The sequence below is a fragment of the Hymenobacter rubripertinctus genome (assembly GCF_003583925.1).
In the GTDB taxonomy this organism is placed as follows: Bacteria; Bacteroidota; Bacteroidia; order Cytophagales; family Hymenobacteraceae; genus Hymenobacter; species Hymenobacter rubripertinctus.
The window spans coordinates 1-17840 of sequence record NZ_QYCN01000028.1 but is presented as its reverse complement, the minus strand read 5'-3'; the positions used below and the strand labels follow the sequence as shown (position 1 = coordinate 17840).

Annotated in this window: 15 protein-coding genes and 2 tRNA genes; 10 read left to right on the top strand and 7 right to left on the bottom strand. The window is 58.8% G+C overall.

The annotated features are described in order from the left end of the window. Positions 1-108: 108 nt before the first annotated feature. Complete coding sequence (locus D0T11_RS16085; RefSeq protein ID WP_119656825.1) at positions 109-450, bottom strand: cupin domain-containing protein; 342 nt, start codon at positions 448-450, stop codon at positions 109-111. A gap of 180 nt (positions 451-630) precedes the next feature. Here D0T11_RS16085 and D0T11_RS16080 point away from each other — a divergent pair, with 180 nt between their 5' ends. Together D0T11_RS16080 and cysK are read left to right on the top strand one after the other, a co-directional pair. Next, positions 631-1467: a serine O-acetyltransferase gene (locus D0T11_RS16080; protein ID WP_119656824.1), complete on the top strand. Its 837-nt coding sequence runs from the start codon at positions 631-633 to the stop codon at positions 1465-1467. 34 nt (positions 1468-1501) lie between these two features. Further along, on the top strand, positions 1502-2422 hold the full coding sequence (gene cysK / locus D0T11_RS16075; protein WP_119656823.1) for a cysteine synthase A: 921 nt from the start codon (positions 1502-1504) through the stop codon (positions 2420-2422). A gap of 207 nt (positions 2423-2629) precedes the next feature. Here cysK and D0T11_RS16070 read toward each other — a convergent pair. The 5 genes from D0T11_RS16070 to D0T11_RS16050 all read right to left on the bottom strand — a co-directional run bounded on the left by D0T11_RS16070 (position 2630) and on the right by D0T11_RS16050 (position 8202). Beyond that, a tRNA-Ala gene (locus D0T11_RS16070) sits at positions 2630-2703 on the bottom strand. A 41-nt stretch (positions 2704-2744) separates the two neighbouring features. Further along, a tRNA-Ala gene (locus tag D0T11_RS16065) sits at positions 2745-2818 on the bottom strand. Positions 2819-3185: 367 nt separating this feature from the next. Beyond that, the gene (locus tag D0T11_RS16060) at positions 3186-4037 is read right to left on the bottom strand and encodes a DUF4397 domain-containing protein (RefSeq protein ID WP_119656822.1); all 852 of its coding nucleotides are present in this window, start codon (positions 4035-4037) and stop codon (positions 3186-3188) included. A 33-nt stretch (positions 4038-4070) separates the two neighbouring features. After that, positions 4071-7325: a TonB-dependent receptor gene (locus D0T11_RS16055; RefSeq protein ID WP_119656821.1), complete on the bottom strand. Its 3255-nt coding sequence runs from the start codon at positions 7323-7325 to the stop codon at positions 4071-4073. 151 nt (positions 7326-7476) lie between these two features. After that, complete coding sequence (locus tag D0T11_RS16050; protein ID WP_245990933.1) at positions 7477-8202, bottom strand: C40 family peptidase; 726 nt, start codon at positions 8200-8202, stop codon at positions 7477-7479. Here D0T11_RS16050 and D0T11_RS16045 point away from each other — a divergent pair. Further along, complete coding sequence (locus tag D0T11_RS16045) at positions 8201-9619, top strand: FAD-binding oxidoreductase (RefSeq protein ID WP_119656820.1); 1419 nt, start codon at positions 8201-8203, stop codon at positions 9617-9619. The two genes, D0T11_RS16050 and D0T11_RS16045, sit on opposite strands and share 2 nt — an antisense overlap. A 140-nt stretch (positions 9620-9759) precedes the next feature. Here the strand turns inward: D0T11_RS16045 and D0T11_RS16040 are convergent, their stop codons facing one another. After that, the gene (locus tag D0T11_RS16040) at positions 9760-10239 is read right to left on the bottom strand and encodes an acyl-CoA-binding protein (RefSeq protein ID WP_119656819.1); all 480 of its coding nucleotides are present in this window, start codon (positions 10237-10239) and stop codon (positions 9760-9762) included. A gap of 145 nt (positions 10240-10384) precedes the next feature. Here D0T11_RS16040 and asnB point away from each other — a divergent pair, with 145 nt between their 5' ends. The 7 genes from asnB to D0T11_RS23610 all read left to right on the top strand — a co-directional run bounded on the left by asnB (position 10385) and on the right by D0T11_RS23610 (position 17784). Beyond that, positions 10385-12289, top strand: coding sequence for an asparagine synthase (glutamine-hydrolyzing) (gene asnB / locus D0T11_RS16035; protein WP_119656818.1), 1905 nt, complete (start codon positions 10385-10387; stop codon positions 12287-12289). A 103-nt stretch (positions 12290-12392) separates the two neighbouring features. Then, positions 12393-13106 (top strand): glycosyltransferase family 2 protein, encoded by a 714-nt coding sequence (locus tag D0T11_RS16030; protein WP_119656817.1) that lies wholly within the window; start codon positions 12393-12395, stop codon positions 13104-13106. A gap of 51 nt (positions 13107-13157) precedes the next feature. Continuing rightward, positions 13158-14495 (top strand): UDP-glucose dehydrogenase family protein, encoded by a 1338-nt coding sequence (locus D0T11_RS16025; protein WP_119656816.1) that lies wholly within the window; start codon positions 13158-13160, stop codon positions 14493-14495. Between the two features lie 129 nt (positions 14496-14624). Next, positions 14625-15620 (top strand): UDP-glucuronic acid decarboxylase family protein, encoded by a 996-nt coding sequence (locus tag D0T11_RS16020; protein WP_119656815.1) that lies wholly within the window; start codon positions 14625-14627, stop codon positions 15618-15620. Positions 15621-15640: 20 nt separating this feature from the next. Then, the gene (locus tag D0T11_RS16015; RefSeq protein WP_119656814.1) at positions 15641-16051 is read left to right on the top strand and encodes a sugar 3,4-ketoisomerase; all 411 of its coding nucleotides are present in this window, start codon (positions 15641-15643) and stop codon (positions 16049-16051) included. A 206-nt stretch (positions 16052-16257) separates the two neighbouring features. Then, positions 16258-17376 carry an acyltransferase family protein gene (locus D0T11_RS16010; RefSeq protein ID WP_147374690.1) on the top strand — a complete coding sequence of 373 codons (1119 nt, stop codon included), beginning with the start codon at positions 16258-16260 and terminating at the stop codon, positions 17374-17376. Positions 17377-17409: 33 nt separating this feature from the next. Beyond that, positions 17410-17784 carry a transposase gene (locus D0T11_RS23610; RefSeq protein WP_449547818.1) on the top strand — a complete coding sequence of 125 codons (375 nt, stop codon included), beginning with the start codon at positions 17410-17412 and terminating at the stop codon, positions 17782-17784. Positions 17785-17840 lie beyond the last annotated feature (56 nt).

Below are 17840 nucleotides of genomic sequence, written 5' to 3'. Positions count from 1 at the left end.
AGACCCCGCTCCGGCAACTGCCAGGGCGGGGTCTCGTTTTTTCAGCTAACAGCTAACAGCTAACAGCTAACAGCTAACAGCTAACAGCTAACAGCTAACAGCTAACAGCTATTTGTCGTCGCGGCCGTGGGCCTGGGCGGGGGGGGTGGTGGCTTCTACGGCCGAAAACGCCTCCAGAATCTTGTAGGTGTGCGAAGCACCTTTGGGCACTACCCAGGAGTTGCCGGGCTCCAGCACCACCATCTGGCCTTCGAGGTGGAGTTCGGCGCGGCCCTTGAGTACGTAACCTACGGTTTCGTAGGCGCTGGCCGATGCTTCTTTGGGCTCGCCGGGCTGTTCGTTTTCCCAGAGACGCATGGCTACGTGCACGCCGGAAGCCAGGTATTTTTCGCCCTCAGGACCCTTGGGGGAATGCTGCGAATCTACTTTGGTGATGGTGGTATCAGCCATATCAGGGGATCAAATGAAAGTGAAAAGAACTAAGTTACTCTCCCGCTAACGCAGCCCCCGCGGCCGGGGTTGCTGCCCGCCGCGCCCGGTGGCGGCCCCCGAAACCTTCATCCCGGTCGGGTGGTTATCTTTCATCCGGGTCCGTTTGCCAGCTGGCCAACTGCCGGAGTAGCTCCGTTTATGTCTGTCTACGATTCCGATTTTCTGTCCGAGCTGGCCCTGGCCCACCAGGCTACGGCCGCGCCCCTGCCCGCCGCTGGCTTCTGCCAACTTGCCGACCACCTATTGGAACTGCTGTTTCCTGAACGGGCCGCCCGTCCCCTGCGCGACGCCGACGCCTTGTCGGCCACGCTCCGCCTGCTCCAGGACGAACTCGCCGACTTGCTCCGGGCCGTGGCCTCATCAGCGGAAGCTGTCGCGCTGGCGGCAGCTTCCATCAAGGCCCTGCCGGCCCTGCGCCAGACGCTGCTGCTCGATGCCGCCGCCATCGTGGCCGCCGACCCAGCGGTCCAGGGCCTGGCCGAAGTGGTAACTACTTATCCGGGCTTTTATGCCACGGCCCTGCACCGCTTCGCCCACGGCCTGCACCGGCGCGGGGTGGCCCGGGTGCCGCGACTGCTCAGCGAGTACGCCCACCAGCGCACCGGCATCGACATTCATCCCGGAGCCAGCATCGGCACTTCCTTCTGCATCGACCACGGTACGGGCCTGGTTATCGGCGAAACCTGCGTCATCGGCACTGGCGTGAAGATTTTTCAGGGTGTTACGCTCGGGGCGCTCAGCGTGGGCAAGCACCTGCAAGGCATCAAGCGCCACCCTACCATCGAAGACCACGTTGTTATCTACGCCGGGGCGACCATTCTGGGTGGCAGCACCACGGTGGGCAGCCACAGCATCATTGGCGGCAACGTTTGGCTCACCGAAAGCGTCCCCTCCCATTCGCGCGTCTACCACAAGGCCCAGATTCACGTTACCCGTTCCCAGGACCCTGCCCAGGACATCATGTTCTCCATTTAAGGAGCCGGGTACCTCACGTTTAAATCCTCCAAAAATGAAAGCCACCACCATTCTCGACACCATCGGCAACACCCCCCTGCTGCGACTCAACCGCCTGTTCGCCCACCGCCCCGACGTGGCGGTGTGGATGAAGCTGGAACGCGCCAACCCCGGCGGCAGCATCAAGGACCGCATCGCCCTGAGCATGATTGAGCAAGCCGAAAAAGACGGCCTGCTGAACGCGGATAGCCTCATTGTGGAGCCTACTTCCGGCAACACCGGCGTGGGGCTGGCCATGGTGGCCGCCGTGAAAGGCTACAAGATTACGCTCGTAATGCCCGAGAGCATGAGCATTGAGCGTCGCCGCCTGATGACTGCTTACGGAGCCAACCTCGAACTCACGCCCCGCGAGAAGGGCATGAAGGGCGCCATCGAGAAGGCCCGGGAGTTGGTGCGCGAAACCCCGAATGCCTGGATGCCCGGGCAGTTCGACAACCCCGCCAACATCCAGGCCCACGTAGACCATACGGCCCAGGAAATCCTGCGCGACGCGCCCGAGGGCTTCGACTACTACATTACCGGCGTGGGCACGGGCGGCCACCTCACCGGCGTGGCCGAGGTGCTCAAGCCCCAATTCCCGAACCTGAAAGTGTTTGCCGTGGAGCCCGAGCTTTCACCCGTCATCAGCGGTGGGGTACCCGGTCCGCACCCCATCCAGGGCATCGGGGCCGGCTTCATTCCCGAAAACCTGCACCCGAGCGTCCTCGATGGCACCATTCAGGTCAGCCAGCAGGAAGCTTCGGACATGGCCCGCCGCGCCGCCCGCGAGGAAGGCGTCTTCGTCGGTATTTCTTCCGGGGCCTCGCTGGCCGCCGTTGCCAAAAAGCTCGATGAAATTCCCCAGGGTGGCCGCATCCTCACCTTCTGCTACGATACCGGCGAGCGGTACCTTTCCGTAGAAGGGTTGTTTGCCTGATCACGGATTAGCGCGGATTTTAACGGATTGCACGGATTTTGTGCCCGGGTAGGTTGGAGCAGGGCTTCCTCCTGCCCCGGGCACAGGCGGGGGCCGGTTAGCTTCCCGAAAAAGCAATAAAAAAAGGCCACCTCATGCGAGGTGGCCTTTTTTAGCTGTTCACAAAATCGGCAAAATTTGTTAAAATTTGCGCTAATCTGTGAGGTGTGGAGAATATCGGAGTCGAACCGATGACCTCTTGCATGCCATGCAAGCGCTCTAGCCAGCTGAGCTAATCCCCCGTAAGCGTAGTACACCATCTGCCCAGAAGGCAAAGTAGGAGTGGAGAATATCGGAGTCGAACCGATGACCTCTTGCATGCCATGCAAGCGCTCTAGCCAGCTGAGCTAATCCCCCCTGTGGTACTCGAAACCCATCCGCCGGTTGCGTTTGGTCTGGCAAAAGTACGGCGGCTTTTTGAATCCGCAAGCCCCGTACAAAAAAAAAGTGGGCTGGCAGTAGCATTAGCCCACTTTTGAGGAGCTAAGTTGTTGAAGCTTAGCCGACGATATGCTACGCTTCGGCTGGCCCTGCCCGTCGCTGCTAACCCGGCTTTCCGGCGTGGTTTCCAAAAGCTCCGGGGAAAGCACCAGGGAGGGTAGGTGCCTTCCCCGTTGTGGGGATAATAAGGAAATTTTTGGCAGCTAAGAGGACGAAACGAAAGAGCATAAGAAAAGGCCGGAGAAAATCTCCGGCCTTTTCTACATCCTAAAAAGGAACTTAGTTAGTTGTGCTGCACCACCGAAATGCCTAGGGGCGTAGTGGCGTTGCCAGCAATGCCGCGCACGTAAAGCGTGTAGCTTTTGCCGGCGGCAAAGGTAAGACCCCGCTGCGTACCGGCAATCGGGGTAGTGGCTACGCTACGCACGTCCAGGGTGTAAGTAGCGGCCGGTACTTCCGTAAAGTTGGCGAACGTAGTGGTGGTCGTACCAACCGTAGCATTAACTGCGCGGTAAGCCCGCAACGGAACGGCCGAGAACAGCGGGGCCTGGGTCAGGGAGTTGTAGATACCGTAAGTGCCCGTCGACGCCAGGTTAACGAACCGCACCCGGGCATTGGTGGCAACCGCCGGGGCCGACAGGTTATCGAACAAGCTCAGCGTACGGATGCCACCCTGATCCGAAGTACCGGTGACGGGGTACACATAAGCCCGGGTAGGCGCGTCAGTCAGGAACACGGTGTAGTTAGTGCCGCCCTGGAAAGGCAGCCGCGCGGTGATGGGGCGCGCGGCGGTGAGAGGGGCTACCCCCGCCGCCGTGGCGGCCGCTGGGGTGGCCGGGATGTTGGCCGGGTCGTTGAATACGAACAGGCGCGAACCCGCGTTCACCGGCGAATACGTAGCTACCGGGCTACCCAGATACGGTGTAACGGTGCCGAAGGGCAGGTTTTCGAGGGTCGTTGTCACCCCCTGTGAGCCGGGGGACGCATTTACCACGAGTACCTGCGCCTGGCCCACGGTAGAAACCGTAACCGGGCTTGGGGTGGGATAAGTGGGTTCGTCACAACCAACCAAGGCCCCGGCTACCGAGGTAGCCAGCGTTAGTTTGGTGACAAGCGAAGCAAAAGAGAATTTCATGGAAGAAGGCGTTAAGCTGAACCTACTGATGGATTAAAACAGGTAACGAACGCCAAACTGGGCCTGCCAGCGCGAGCTGAGCTGGTTGATCTGGTAGGCCGTTGCGGCGGGCGTGCTCACGCCGTTGCCGTAGCTGAACGTAGGACGACCGGTCGTGCCGTTCTCCAGGCCCTGGTAGCGCAGCAGGCCGTAGTTGCCGTTGCTTACCGAGTAGTCGCGGCCCCATTCTTTGTTGAGCATGTTGCCGAAGTTGATTACGTCAACCGACAGCTGAATGGTGTGGTTTTTCGCGCCGATTTTGGTATAAATGTCCTGCAACAGGCGAACATCGACCTGGTGCTGCCAAGGAGTGCGGGCACCGTTGCGGGCCGCGTACTCGCCGCGGTGCTTGCTCAGGTAGCTATCGTTCTCGATGAACGTGTTCAGGTCGCCCCAGATCTGGTCAATCGTCCGACGGTCGTTCACGCCGTCCGTTACCAGTACAATCTCGCTCTGGCTGCGGGGAATGTAAATCAGGTCGTTCGAGTTGTTCGTGAAGTTGCCGCCGTCGCCGTTCAGGTCGCCGCCGAAGTAGCTATACGAGTAGGGCGAACCCGACTGGCCGTTGTAGAACGCCGAGATGGTGGTGGCAAAGTGGTTGGCGTACTCCTTCCGGTACGAGAGCGAACCGATGACGCGGTGACGCAGATCGAAGTTGGAGTAGGAAACGGGCAGGTTGTTGGGGCCGGCTACGTGGGGGTTGAATTCCCAGGTAGAAACGGCCGTCGAGCTGGAGCCCGAGTAGAGGTCGCGCGACTGGCCGTAGGTGTAGGCCGTGGAGGCGAACAGACCGTTGTTCAGCTGCTTTTTCAGCTCACCCGTAACGCTGTACTGGTAGCCTTTGCTGGTGTTGGTCAGCAGAATCACGTTGTTGAAGTCGCGGCTGTTGCGGAAGCGGGCCGAACCGGTCGGATACACCGGGCGACCATCGCCCTGCAACGTACCCACCGGGTTCGACAGGTTGATGTCCTGGGGCAGTACGTCGTTCAGCGTCTTGGAGTAGATGCCTTCCACGGTGGCTACGATGCCCAGGGGCAGGCGGTAATCCACGGCGAAGTTGGTGCGAACCAGCTGGGGGTTGCGGAAGTCGTTATCCGTAACGGCAATGCTGCCCTTGGCCGCCGTTGCCGGCGTTCCGCTGATCTGGTCGCGCACGGTGCCGTAGCTGCTGCTCAGGCCCAGGCCCGCTGCCGGCCGAACCGTGCTGTTGTTGGTGTCGTAGGTCGCGAAGTCAACCCCCGTGTTGCCGTACTGGTTGGAAATCCACACGTAGGCCGGCCGGCCGGTGAAGATGCCCACGCCACCGCGCAACTGGAAGGTCTGGTTTTTACGCACGTCCCAGTTGAAGCCGATGCGGGGCGAGAACTGCAGGCGCGACTTGGGCAGGCGGTCGGTTTTCACGTCGTAAGCGCCGCCGTTAGCCGTTGCTACGGCAAAGGTGGAATCTACGCGCGGGTTGTAGGAGGGCTTGTCGAAGTACACGGGCAGATCGACGCGCAGGCCGGTGGTCACGCGGAAGTTGTCCGTTACGCTGTACTCATCCTGGGCAAACAAGCCGAACTGGGCAGCCCCGAACTTCGCCGTGGGCTTACCGCCGGGCAGGGCAAAGTTCTGGCGGTAGCGGAAGCCGGAGCCGGCTACCGTATTGTTCAGGAAGGCCTCAACGCTCGGGAAGTTGTAGCGGCCCTGGGTGCTTTGTACGAACAGGTTGTCGAAACGGAAAATTTCGTTGTTCGTACCGAAGGTCAGCACGTGCTTACCCGCGAAAATGTTGAAGTTGTCGTTGATTTCCAGGATGTCCTGGTCCAGACGGTTGGCAACCGAGCTCAACTCCGAACCGGCGAAGATGGAACCGTTGTTGGAGCTGATTTCGATGGACGGGAACAGGTTGCCGTTCGGCGTGCGGCTGTCGCGGATGGTGGAGTAGCCGATGAGCAGGTTGTTGGCGTAGCGGTTGCCAAAACGGCTCTTGAGCTCCATCACCGTCGAGTTGGTCTTGCTCAGGAACTGGTAGCCGTTGTTGCCGAACCGGAAGCTGGTCAGGTTACGCGTGATGTTGTCGTCCGAGGCATCCACGAAGTTGTGGCGCAGCGTGAGCTGGTGGTTCTGGCTGATGTTCCAGTCCAGGCGGGCGAAGGCCTTGTTGCTGCGGCGCTCGGCATTGATTTCACCGAAATCACCGGCATCGTAGCCATATTCGGCCAGCTTGCTGGAAATCTGCTGCAACTGCTCGGTGCTAACGAAACGCACCAGGTTGGAGTTGGCGTTAGGCGAGGCAATATCGGCGGCGCTGCCCGTCTGAAACAACAGCGGAGACGTACGACGGGTAATTTCACCGTTGACGAAGAAGAACAGCTTGTCCTTGATGATGGGACCACCCAGGCGGAAACCCGTCTGGTAGTCGTTGAACTTGTCGAGCTTGGTCCGCTCGCCGGCCGCGTTGGGCGTGGGGCTTTTGCCGGCCGTGTTCTGGTTGCGGCCAAAGCCGAAAACCGAACCCGAGAAATCGTTGGTACCGGAACGCGTAACGGCGTTGATGCCGCCGCCGCTGAAACGGCCCTGGCGCACGTCGTAGGGCGAGAGTACTACCTGAAATTCCTGAATGGCGTCCAGCGAAATCGGGTTGGTTCCTGCCTGCCCGCCGGGAGCACCGGTGCTGCCCAAACCGAACAGGTCGTTGTTCGAGGCACCATCAATCTGGATGTTGTTGAAACGCCCGTTCCGGCCCGACAGCGAGTTGCCGTTGGCCTGGGGCGTCAGGCGCGTGAAGTCCTGAAAGCTCCGCGAAATCGTGGGCAGGCGCTCAATCTGTTCCCGCTGCACGTTGGTGGCGGCCCCGCTCCGCTCAGAGTTCAGGGTAGGGTCCTGGCGGCCCCGAACAACTACTTCACCCAGTACCTGCTCCGTTTCGCTCAGGTTGATGTCCAGGCGCTGATTCTGACCCAGCGTCAGGAAGATATTCTCCCGTACGGCCTCCTTGTAGCCTACGAACGTGATGCGCACGGTGTAGGGACCACCTACGCGCATGTTCTGGATGTTGAAACGGCCCTCCGAGTTGGTGGGGGCAACATATTGCGTGTTGGTGGGCGTGTGCACGGCAATAACCGTTGCACCCGGCAGCCCTTCACCCGTCTTGTCGGTAATGACACCGTTCATGGCGGAAGTGGTACTACCTTGGGCCCAACCCAGGTGCGCCGACATGACTGCCAACGGCACCAGAGCCACGGAGGCGTAAAGGTTGCGTTTCATAAAAAGGGGGGGATTGGTGAAAAAAGGGGCTTTTTGTAAGCGTGAAAAGCGGCGCAAAAGTACTCAATCCGTCCGCAGCCTGCGTTACCGGAGTATTAAGATTTAAGGAGCCGGATTCGCGCGTTTTCCGCCGTAAAGGTAAGGCGGAAATTCACAATCTGGGTCGCACGGCCCGGATGAATCGGCTCAGGTAATAATCCGATTCCAAAGCGTTTTCGATAACGCCTAATGAGCTGGAAGAGTGGATGAACTGGACGCTCTCGGGCGACGCTTCCGTGACCATGCCCACGTGCGTAATCGTGCTGCTGCCAGGTGAAGCTCCGAAAAATACCAAATCGCCGGGCTGCAAATCCTGGGCCCGGATGGGTGCCCCCCAAACGGCCTGCTCGTTGCTGGAGCGCGGAATCTCCACCTCGATGGCCGCGAACGATTCGTAGAGTAGTCCCGAGCAGTCCATGCCCAGGCGGGTGGTGCCGCCATATTTATAAGGCGTGCCCTGGTAGGAGCGGGCCGTTTCAATTACGGAAGCCACTTTGCCCGACACGCTGGCCGGTACTGGCCGGCCGGTCGGCCGACGGGCGATAATCTTGGTTTTACCCGCCGCCGTCGACGTTTTTACCTTCGATTTGACGGTAGGCCGGCTGGTGCCGCGCCGGCGCGCGTCGGCCTTGATGCGCGCCATATCCCGGGCCGAGTGATACTTGCCGTTGTGGTAGTTCACTTTGCTGGCCCCGCAGGCCGTGAGCCAGCCCAGCAGCAGCAGCCATAAAACCTGGTTGAGGGGCCGTTGCCACTGCCCCGAATGCCGTACCTTCGTAACGTGTTCCCGCATCGGGACAAAGATACGCGTCGTCGTCGTTTTACTCTTCTTCTGCATGGATTTTCAACTGCTGACTCCTGCTGTAGTAACCGAATTTGAGGCTATTGTCGGGGCCGAACACGTACTGACTGCCCAGCGTTCCGAGGCCGACGTGTACGCCGGCTACGGCCGCGACCATACCGAGGACCTGCATTTCGCGCCCGAGGTGGTCGTTCGTCCCGCCAACGCCGAACAGATCAGCCAGATTGTGCGCCTCTGCCACCAGCACCACGTGCCCGTTACGGCCCGGGGCGCGGGCACCGGCCTGAGTGGCGGAGCCCTGCCCATTTACCAGGGCGTCGTGCTGAGTACGGAGCGGCTCAACAAAATCATTCAGATTGATGAGCGCAACCTCCAGGCTACCGTGGAGCCGGGCGTCATCAACGAGGTGTTTCAGCACGCGGTGCAGGCAGTGGGCCTGTTTTACCCGCCCGACCCGGCCAGCAAGGGCAGCTGTTTTCTGGGCGGCAACCTGGCCCACAGCAGCGGCGGCCCCAAAGCCGTGAAATACGGCACCACCAAGGATTACGTGCTTAACCTGCAAGTGGTGCTGCCCACCGGCGACATTATCTGGACGGCGGCCAACACGCTCAAAAACTCCACCGGCTACAACCTCACCCAGCTCCTGGTGGGCTCCGAAGGCACGCTGGGCATCATCACCCAGGTCGTATTCCGTTTGCTGCCCTACCCCAAGCACACGATTCTGATGCTGGTGCCCTTCCGGCAGGAGGAGCAAGCGGCCGAAGCCGTATCGGCCGTGTTCCGGGCCGGCATCATTCCCTCCGGCATGGAATTCATGGAGCGCGAGGCCATTGCCTGGTCGTCGGAGTACCTGAAAATCCCGCTCACCCTGCCCGAGGATATCAAGGCCCACCTGCTTATTGAGCTCGACGGGCAGGACTTGGACCAGCTCTACAAGGAAGCCGAGCAGGTGTACGGGGTGCTGGAAACCTACGACGTGGGCGACATTCTGCTGGCCGACAACGCCACCCAGAAGGACGAACTCTGGCGCATCCGGCGCAACATTGGCAATGCGGTGCGCTACAACTCCGTGTATAAGGAGGAAGATACCGTGGTGCCCCGGGCCGAGCTGCCTACCCTGCTCAAAGGCGTGAAGGAAATAGGGGCCCGCTACGGCTTCAAAACCGTCTGCTACGGCCACGCCGGCGACGGCAACCTGCACGTCAACATCATCCGCGGTAACCTCGACGACCAGATGTGGAACGTGGGCCTGCGCCAGCCCATCACCGAAATCTTCGAGCTCTGCGTGAAACTCGGCGGCACCATCAGCGGGGAGCACGGCATCGGCCTAGTCCAGAAAGGCTACATCGGCATTGCCCTGAAAGAAGCCAACCTGAACCTGATGCGCGGCATCAAGCGCGTCTTCGACCCCCACGGCATCATGAACCCCGGCAAAATCTGGATCACGGATTGACGCTGATTAATCGTGATTTCGCTGATTTTTTTCGGCGGGCACAAAAGAAGAGGGCCGCTCCTGTTTGGAGTGGCCCTCTTCTTTTTATGCTGACTTAACCAATTAATTAAAACAAGCAGTAAATCAGCAAAATCACTGATTTACTGCTTGTTCTTGAGTTCATCCTCGCCGCCGTAGGGCGTGCCGTCGTTCAGGTCGCCCTTCAGGCCGCCCTGGCTGCTTTTGCCGGCATCGTGCCGGGCCTGGGCGGCGGGGCTGGCCTGAGCCGTGCCGGGAGCTCCCATTGGCTCCGAAGCGGAGCCCGTAGCAGCCATTGCGGCGGTAGCGGGGGAAGTTTGGGCCGCTACTTCATCGGCTTTGGCAATGTACTGGCGCTTGGCGTCGTCCTCGCTGGTGCCTTTGAGTTTGCTCCAGGCATCCCACTGGCCCTGCGAAAGTCCCTGGGGGCCGTCGGGGTTGTCGGGCGTGTCGTCGCCCACTTGTTCGCCTTTGGCGTCGTGGTCGCCCTCGGTGGCTTGCTTGTAGAGGCCGTAAAGGTCGGTCATGTGGGCGGCGGCCAGCTCGCCGGGCAGGCTATCAACGCGGGCAGCGGCGGCTTCGAAATCTTGCTGAAGGCTCATCGTAAGTGAAGTAAGTATGGTGGTAAGATGGGAGGGAGGGAAGGGGTGGTGAGGCTTGTACTAGCGGAACCCGGGTTTGGTTGCCAGCACGGATTGTAGTTTTTTAGCAACTCAAGTCCCGATAGTTCGTACTTTTGCCCGCCTTATGTGTGGAATTTCCGGAGTATTCGCTTTTACCGACGCGGGCCGCAACTCGCTGGCTTCGCTACGTGCCTCAACCGACGCCATCGAAAGCCGCGGGCCTGACTCGCAGGGCCATTTCGTGTTCGATCGGTGCGGGCTGGGCTTCCGCCGCCTCGCCATTCTCGACCTCTCGGCCGATGGCAACCAGCCCATGACCGACGAGTCGGGCCGCTATACCATCGTTTTTAACGGGGAAATCTTCAACTTCAAGGAGTTGCGCCAGAAACTGGTGGCCAAGGGCCACACGTTTCATTCCCAGACCGACACCGAAGTCGTCCTGCACCTGTACATGGCCGAGGGCCGCACCTTCCTCAAAAAGCTCAACGGCTTCTTCGACTTCGCCATCTACGACAAGGAGGAGGACTCGCTGTTCCTGGCCCGCGACCGGATGGGGGAGAAGCCCCTGCTCGTGTACCGCGACGAGGACAAGCTGCTGTTCGGTTCCGAAATGAAATCGTTGCTGGCCCTGGGTATTCCGCGGAAGCTCGATTACGCCTCGTTGAGCCACTATTTGCAGCTCAACTACATTCCCGGGCCGGCCACCATCTTCAAGGGCGTGAAAAAGGTGCTGCCCGGCCATTACCTCTATGTGAAAGGCCAGAAGGTAGTGCGCAAGCAGTGGTACAAGATTCCCTACGACGCCAAGAAGACCGATAAAAACAAGCTCACCTACGAGCAGCAGCAGGCCAAACTGGTCGGTTTGCTCGACGACGCCACCGCCCGCCGCCTCGTGGCCGACGTGCCGGTGGGCGCCTTCCTGAGCGGGGGCATCGATTCGAGCGTGGTGGTGGCCCTGGCTACCCGCCACACCCAGCACCTGAACACGTTCAGCATCGGCTTTGCCGACGAGCCCTTCTTCGACGAAACGAAGTACGCCAAGCTGGTGGCCGAGCGCTACAAAACCAACCACACGGTTTTCTCGCTCCGCAACCAGGACCTCTACGACCACATCTTCGACGTCCTCAATTACCTCGACGAGCCGTTTGCCGATTCCTCGGCCCTGGCCGTGTACATCCTCAGCAAGCGCACCCGCGAAAAGGCCACCGTGGCGTTGAGCGGCGACGGCGCCGACGAGCTGTTTGGGGGCTACAACAAGCACATGGGGGAGTTTCAGGTGCGGCAGGGCGGCTTCAAGGCTGAAGCCGTAACGGGCCTGAACCTGCTCTGGGACGTGCTGCCCAAGTCGCGCAACTCCTACTTCGGCAACAAGGTGCGGCAGTTTCAGCGCTTCTCCCGCGGCATGCTCAGCGGCCCCAAGGACCGCTACTGGGACTGGGCCACGTTCGCCTCCGAAAAGGACGCGCGCAACCTGCTCAGCACTGCCTCCCGCCGCAAAATCAGTAACAAGCTCGCCGACCGCCGCCGCCGCGACCTGCTGGCCGACCTGCACGCGGGCGGCGACCTGAACGAAGTGCTGCTCACCGATACCAAACTGGTGCTGCCCTACGACATGCTCGCCAAGGTGGATATGATGAGCATGGCCAACTCGCTGGAAGTGCGCCCGCCCTTCCTCGACCCCCACGTGGTTGAGTTTGCCTTCTCGCTGCCCGTGAGCAGCAAGATTGACGCGAAAATGAAGAAGCGCATCGTGCAGGACGCGTTTCGGCCCATGCTGCCCGAGGAGCTCTACAAGCGCCCCAAGCACGGCTTCGAGGTGCCCCTGCTCAAGTGGTTCCGCGGCGAGCTGCGCCCCCTCATTGAGGACGACCTGCTGTCGGACGCCTTTATTGAGGCCCAGGGAATCTTCGACGTGGAAGCCATCCGGGGGCTCAAGAAACAGCTGTTCAGCACCAGCCCCGGCGACGTGCACGCCCGCATCTGGGCGCTCATCGTGTTTCAGTGGTGGTGGAAAAAATGGATGGTCTGAAGTTGAACTGCCGGCTATCAGCTGCTGGCTGTCGGCTTTGTTAGCGCTATGTCTTGAAGCAAACCGTAAAGGCTGCTAGCTATCCGCTACTGGCGAACAGCTTATGAAAATGCTGTCCATCATTATCCCGGCCTACAACGAGGCGGCCACTATCGAGCTGATTCTGGACCAGGTGAGGGCCGTGGAGCTGATCGGGGGCTTTGGTAAGGAAATTATCATTGTCGATGACTGCTCCCAGGATGGGACGCAGCAGGTGATCCGCCAGTACATCGACCAGCACCCCGACCTGCCCATCAGCTACCACCGGCACGCGCAAAACCAGGGCAAGGGCGCGGCGTTGCACACGGGCATCCGGGCGGCTACCGGCGACTACGTCATCATTCAGGACGCCGACCTGGAGTATGACCCGGAGGAATACAACGTGCTGCTGCGGCCCGTGCTGCGCGGCCAGGCCGACGTGGTGTACGGCTCGCGCTTTATCGGCGGCAAGCCCCACCGCATCCTGTTTTTCTGGCACAGCGTGGGCAACCGCTGGCTGACCATGCTCTGCAACGCCTTCGCCAACCTCAACCTGACCGACATGGAAACGTGCTACAAGCTGTTCCGGCGCGACATTGTGCAGGGGTTGCACCTGGAAGAAAAACGGTTTGGCTTCGAGCCGGAAGTAACGCTCAAAATGGCCCGGGTGCCCAACGTGCGCATTTATGAAGTGGGCATCAGCTACTACGGGCGCACCTACGCCGAGGGGAAAAAAATCGGGTGGCGCGACGGATTTCGGGCCATCTACTGCATTCTTAAATACGGACTGCTTCAGTAGCGTACCTTTGGGGCCGCAACCGGGCAATCTGAATCAACTGAACTTTACCATATGAAAATCGCAGTAGTAGGCACTGGCTACGTGGGCCTGGTAACGGGAACCTGTTTTGCTGAGGTAGGCATCGAGGTGATCTGCATCGACATCGACCAGCGTAAAATCGACAACCTGCATAAAGGCATCCTGCCCATTTACGAGCCGGGCCTGGAGGAAATGGTGTCGCGCAACGTGGCCGCCGGCCGCCTGAACTTCTCCACCAAACTCAGCGAAGCCATCAAGGATTGCGACGTGGCCTTTATTGCCGTGGGCACCCCCCCCGGCGAAGACGGTTCCGCCGACCTGAAATACGTGCTGGCCGTGGCCCGCGAAATCGGGGAGAACATGACCACCTACGGCGTCATCGTGACCAAGAGCACGGTGCCGGTGGGCACGGCGGCCAAGGTGCGCCAGGAAATTGAGAATGCCCTGGCCAGGCGCGGCGAAACCATTGAGTTCGACGTGGCTTCCAACCCCGAGTTTCTCAAGGAAGGCGCCGCTATCGACGACTTCCTCAAGCCCGACCGCATTGTGGTGGGCGTGGCTTCCGAGCGGGCCGAGGAGGTGATGAATCGCCTTTACAAACCCTTCCTGCTCAACGGCCACCCGATTATCTTCATGGATATTCCGTCGGCCGAAATGACGAAATACGCGGCCAACGCCATGCTGGCTACCAAAATCTCGTTCATGAACGACGTGGCCAACCTCTGCGAAATCATGGGGGCCGATGTGAACATGGTGCGCCGTGGCATTGGCTCCGATGCCCGCATCGGCACCAAATTCATTTATCCCGGCATCGGCTACGGCGGCTCCTGCTTCCCCAAAGACGTGAAGGCGCTCATCAAAACGGCCCAGGAAAACGGCTACCAGATGCAGGTGCTCCAGGCCGTGGAAAGCGTGAACGAAGGCCAGAAGGAAGTGCTGTTCAACAAAGTGAAAAAGCATTTCGGCGGCGACCTGAAAGGCAAAAAAATGGCCGTCTGGGGTTTGTCGTTCAAACCCAAAACCGACGATATGCGCGAGGCTCCCTCGCTGGTCATCATCGAGAAGCTGCTGGCCGAAGGCTGCGTTGTGACGGCCTACGACCCGGTGGCCGTGGAGGAAGCCAAACACTCGCTGGGCGACCGGATTACCTACGCCCAGGACCAGATGGACGCCCTGCTCGACGCCGACGCCCTGCTCATCGTCACGGAGTGGCCCGAGTTCCGGGTGCCCAACTTTGAAGTGGTCGGCCGGCTGATGAAGCAGAAAGTTATCTTTGACGGCCGCAACATCTACGACCTGGCCGAATTGCAGAAGGCCGGCTTTGCCTACCACTGCATCGGTGTCAAAACCGACCATCAGGAGCCGGCCTAACCCTAAATTTGTCAGCCTGAGCGCAGCGAAGGACCTTATTACGGTTGCGCTTTTCAGGATTATTCCATAGCCGAGCGGCGCGGACGTGATAAGGTCCTTCGCTGCGCTCAGGATGACAAAAACCCACCCATGACTACTTCCGAAGAAAAAAAGCGCGTACTCATTACCGGCGGGGCCGGTTTTCTGGGCTCCCACCTCTGCGACCGGTTCCTGGCCGAAGGCTACCATGTCATTGCCATGGATAACCTGATTACCGGCGACCTGGCCAACATTGAGCACCTGTTCGGCAAGGAGGATTTCGAGTTCCACCACGCCGACGTGTCGAAATTCGTGTTCGTGCCCGGCAAGCTGGACTACATCCTGCACTTCGCCTCGCCCGCCTCACCCATCGACTACCTCAAAATCCCGATTCAGACCCTGAAAGTCGGCTCGCTCGGCACCCACAACCTGCTGGGCCTGGCCCGCGTGAAAGGGGCGCGCATGCTGATTGCCAGCACCTCCGAAGTCTACGGCGACCCCGAGGTGCACCCGCAGGTAGAGGAGTACTTTGGCAACGTGAACCCCGTCGGCCCCCGTGGCTGCTACGACGAGGCCAAGCGCTTCCAGGAGGCCATCACGATGGCCTACCACAACCACCACGGCCTGGAAACGCGCATCGTGCGCATTTTCAATACCTACGGCCCGCGCATGCGCCTCAACGACGGCCGCGTGCTGCCCGCTTTCCTGAGCCAGGCGCTGCGCGGCGAAAACCTGACCGTCTTCGGCGACGGCTCCCAGACGCGCTCCTTCTGCTACGTGGACGATTTGGTGGAAGGCATCTACCGCCTGCTGCTGAGCGACTACGCCCTGCCCGTGAACATTGGCAACCCCGACGAAATAACCATCAAGGAGTTCGGCGAAGAAATTGCCAACCTGATGGGCGTCGAGTTCCAGCCTACGTTCCAGGAACTGCCCCAGAACGACCCCCTGAAGCGCAAGCCCGACATCACCAAGGCCCGCGAAATCCTGGGCTGGGCTCCGAAGGTAGACCGCGCCGAAGGCCTGCGCCGGACCCTGGAATATTTCAAGGAGCACATCACCGAAGTAACCGCCGGTAAGGTGGACAATACCCCCCGTAGTTTCTGATCCGCAATATGGCACCCTCCATGAAAACCCCTTACCTAATAACCTTTCCCAAACTCGGTGATCCGGCTATCGGGTACATCTCGGTTGGTGAAGCGGGAAAAACGCTGCCGTTTCCGGTTGCCCGTACTTTCTGGACGTATTTCACGCCCGAAAGCATCGTGCGCGGGCGGCATGCCCACCACGTAACGGAGCAGATTCTGATTGCAGTGGCCGGCCGTATCATCGTGACCACGGAGATGCCGGATGGGGAAATCCAGAACTTCGTCCTGGACTCGCCCCACGTGGGCTTATTCGTGCCGGCCAATGCCTGGCACACGATGCAATATTCGCACACGGCGGTGCAACTGGTATTTGCTTCTACGCCCTACGATGAGCAGGACTACATTCGTAAGCACGAAGATTTCCTCCGCATCTGGGGGGGGGCGCAGTAACTGGCCGGGAGCCAACAGCCGGTTCAGGCCGGTGGGCACTCATTAACGGGAAGACAGTTGTTCTGAGCCGGTCAAGGAATAGTGCCTCTTCGGAAATTATCCACCGATACTGACCCGGGAACGAAATCCGTGGGTCAGTTTTCGGGACACTCTTTGACTTCGTAAACAGCTTCTTAGGACAAAGACAGCAAATTAAAACAGATGAAGTGAAGAAAGCATATCTTGGCGCATTAACTGGGATTAGAGCTGTTGCGGCTTACATGGTATTTTTTCACCATTTCAATCCTTGCAAGAATAGTACGGGTACGATCGGCCTCTTCCTTGAGCGCGTGTGCGAACAATGGCACGTTGGTGTCACCATATTTTTTGTGCTGTCAGGCTTGCTAATTAGCTTGCGCTATTTTGATAGTATTGAGTTGACGCGCAACTGGGCGGGTCGGTATATGCGCAATCGACTTGCAAGGATATACCCTTTATATTTCTTGCTCTCCGCCGTCACTATCTTTTTCGCTGCTACATGCCCTGATTTAGGCTTAATGCCGGAGTGGCAGACATTCAGCAACCCGGAGCGAGGGATGTTAACTTTTCTTAATCTGAGTTTTTTGAGAGGTTTCTTTTCCAGCTTCAAGTTCTCTGGAATAAGCCAAGGGTGGTCGCTGACGGTAGAAGAGAGCTTCTATTTGATTGCACCTTTTTTATTAATAGGGATCAAATACCGAAAACAGCTGATATGGCTCTATGCTCCCGCCCTGATTATGGCTGGACTATTACTGACAAAAATATTCGCTCCGCTTAATCTATTTGGGTTTTTTGGCTCAGATACTTTTTTGTTCAACTATACCTTTTTTGGGCGTTCCACAGAATTTATAATTGGTATAGCACTTGGTTTGCTGGTAAAGAAAGAGTTATTAGCAAATCACCATGCCGATGGCTTCAAGTGGACACTTGCCGGAGTGACGTGGATAGCGGGTAGTATTTTAGTGTTGGTGTTCTTGGATTCACCTAATGATTTTGATAACGGACTTATAAATCCGCTTAGTATAGCGATAAATAATGCCTTGCTACCAGTAGGCATTGCCATGCTATTTTACGGCCTTATCTTCGAGCGCACTTTGATACAAAAAATGTTGGAGTCTCGGCTTATGGATGCCTTAGGAAAAAGCTCTTACGCCTTCTACTTAGTGCATCTAGGAATATTTAGCTTGTTACTGGACAAATACCTAACTGAAAGTATAGTCGTAAAATTTGTGTTTTTAAATGGGCTTGCATTCTTGCTATATAAGCTCGTTGAGCATCCTATGCATAAAAAGCTGGCGTGGCGTTGATATGCTTTAGCTAAACAAGAAGGTGTTGGTATAATGGAGTGTGATTCGATGCTCCAGACCACGTTAACGTGTGGCAAGTGCGGCAGTGCCGACTTGCGTAAGAACGGAAGCCGCAACGAGCAGCCGAAATACCAATGCAAAACGTGCCGCTACCAAGCTGTATTTGCGCCTGCTGTCGCCCGTAAAGCGGCCCAATACGCGCAGGTAGAGAAATTACTGGTCGAGCGCGTCTCGCAACGAGCCCTCGTGCGCCTGACCGGGGTGGCCCGGCCGACGATTGTCAAACTGGCAAAAAAAAGCGCAGGCCACGCCCCAGTTGTAGTACTCCCCAAAGTTTGGACAGTTTGTGGTGGCTATCTTAGTCAACGCCATGAACCCAAAACGTACCCGTCGCCGCTTCACTGCTGAGTTCAAAGCAGAAGTGGCCTTAGCCGCCCTGACGGAGCGGCAGCCGCTGGCCGAAC

What these genes read in the sequence shown, in the direction of transcription:
- D0T11_RS16085 (WP_119656825.1), bottom strand. Translation starts at nt 450, where the DNA reads ATGGCTGATACCACCATCACCAAAGTAGATTCGCAGCATTCCCCCAAG.
- D0T11_RS16080 (WP_119656824.1), top strand. Translation starts at nt 631, where the DNA reads ATGTCTGTCTACGATTCCGATTTTCTGTCCGAGCTGGCCCTGGCCCAC.
- cysK (WP_119656823.1), top strand. Translation starts at nt 1,502, where the DNA reads ATGAAAGCCACCACCATTCTCGACACCATCGGCAACACCCCCCTGCTG.
- D0T11_RS16060 (WP_119656822.1), bottom strand. Translation starts at nt 4,037, where the DNA reads ATGAAATTCTCTTTTGCTTCGCTTGTCACCAAACTAACGCTGGCTACC.
- D0T11_RS16055 (WP_119656821.1), bottom strand. Translation starts at nt 7,325, where the DNA reads ATGAAACGCAACCTTTACGCCTCCGTGGCTCTGGTGCCGTTGGCAGTC.
- D0T11_RS16045 (WP_119656820.1), top strand. Translation starts at nt 8,201, where the DNA reads ATGGATTTTCAACTGCTGACTCCTGCTGTAGTAACCGAATTTGAGGCT.
- D0T11_RS16050 (WP_245990933.1), bottom strand. Translation starts at nt 8,202, where the DNA reads ATGCAGAAGAAGAGTAAAACGACGACGACGCGTATCTTTGTCCCGATG.
- D0T11_RS16040 (WP_119656819.1), bottom strand. Translation starts at nt 10,239, where the DNA reads ATGAGCCTTCAGCAAGATTTCGAAGCCGCCGCTGCCCGCGTTGATAGC.
- asnB (WP_119656818.1), top strand. Translation starts at nt 10,385, where the DNA reads ATGTGTGGAATTTCCGGAGTATTCGCTTTTACCGACGCGGGCCGCAAC.
- D0T11_RS16030 (WP_119656817.1), top strand. Translation starts at nt 12,393, where the DNA reads ATGAAAATGCTGTCCATCATTATCCCGGCCTACAACGAGGCGGCCACT.
- D0T11_RS16025 (WP_119656816.1), top strand. Translation starts at nt 13,158, where the DNA reads ATGAAAATCGCAGTAGTAGGCACTGGCTACGTGGGCCTGGTAACGGGA.
- D0T11_RS16020 (WP_119656815.1), top strand. Translation starts at nt 14,625, where the DNA reads ATGACTACTTCCGAAGAAAAAAAGCGCGTACTCATTACCGGCGGGGCC.
- D0T11_RS16015 (WP_119656814.1), top strand. Translation starts at nt 15,641, where the DNA reads ATGAAAACCCCTTACCTAATAACCTTTCCCAAACTCGGTGATCCGGCT.
- D0T11_RS23610 (WP_449547818.1), top strand. Translation starts at nt 17,410, where the DNA reads ATGGAGTGTGATTCGATGCTCCAGACCACGTTAACGTGTGGCAAGTGC.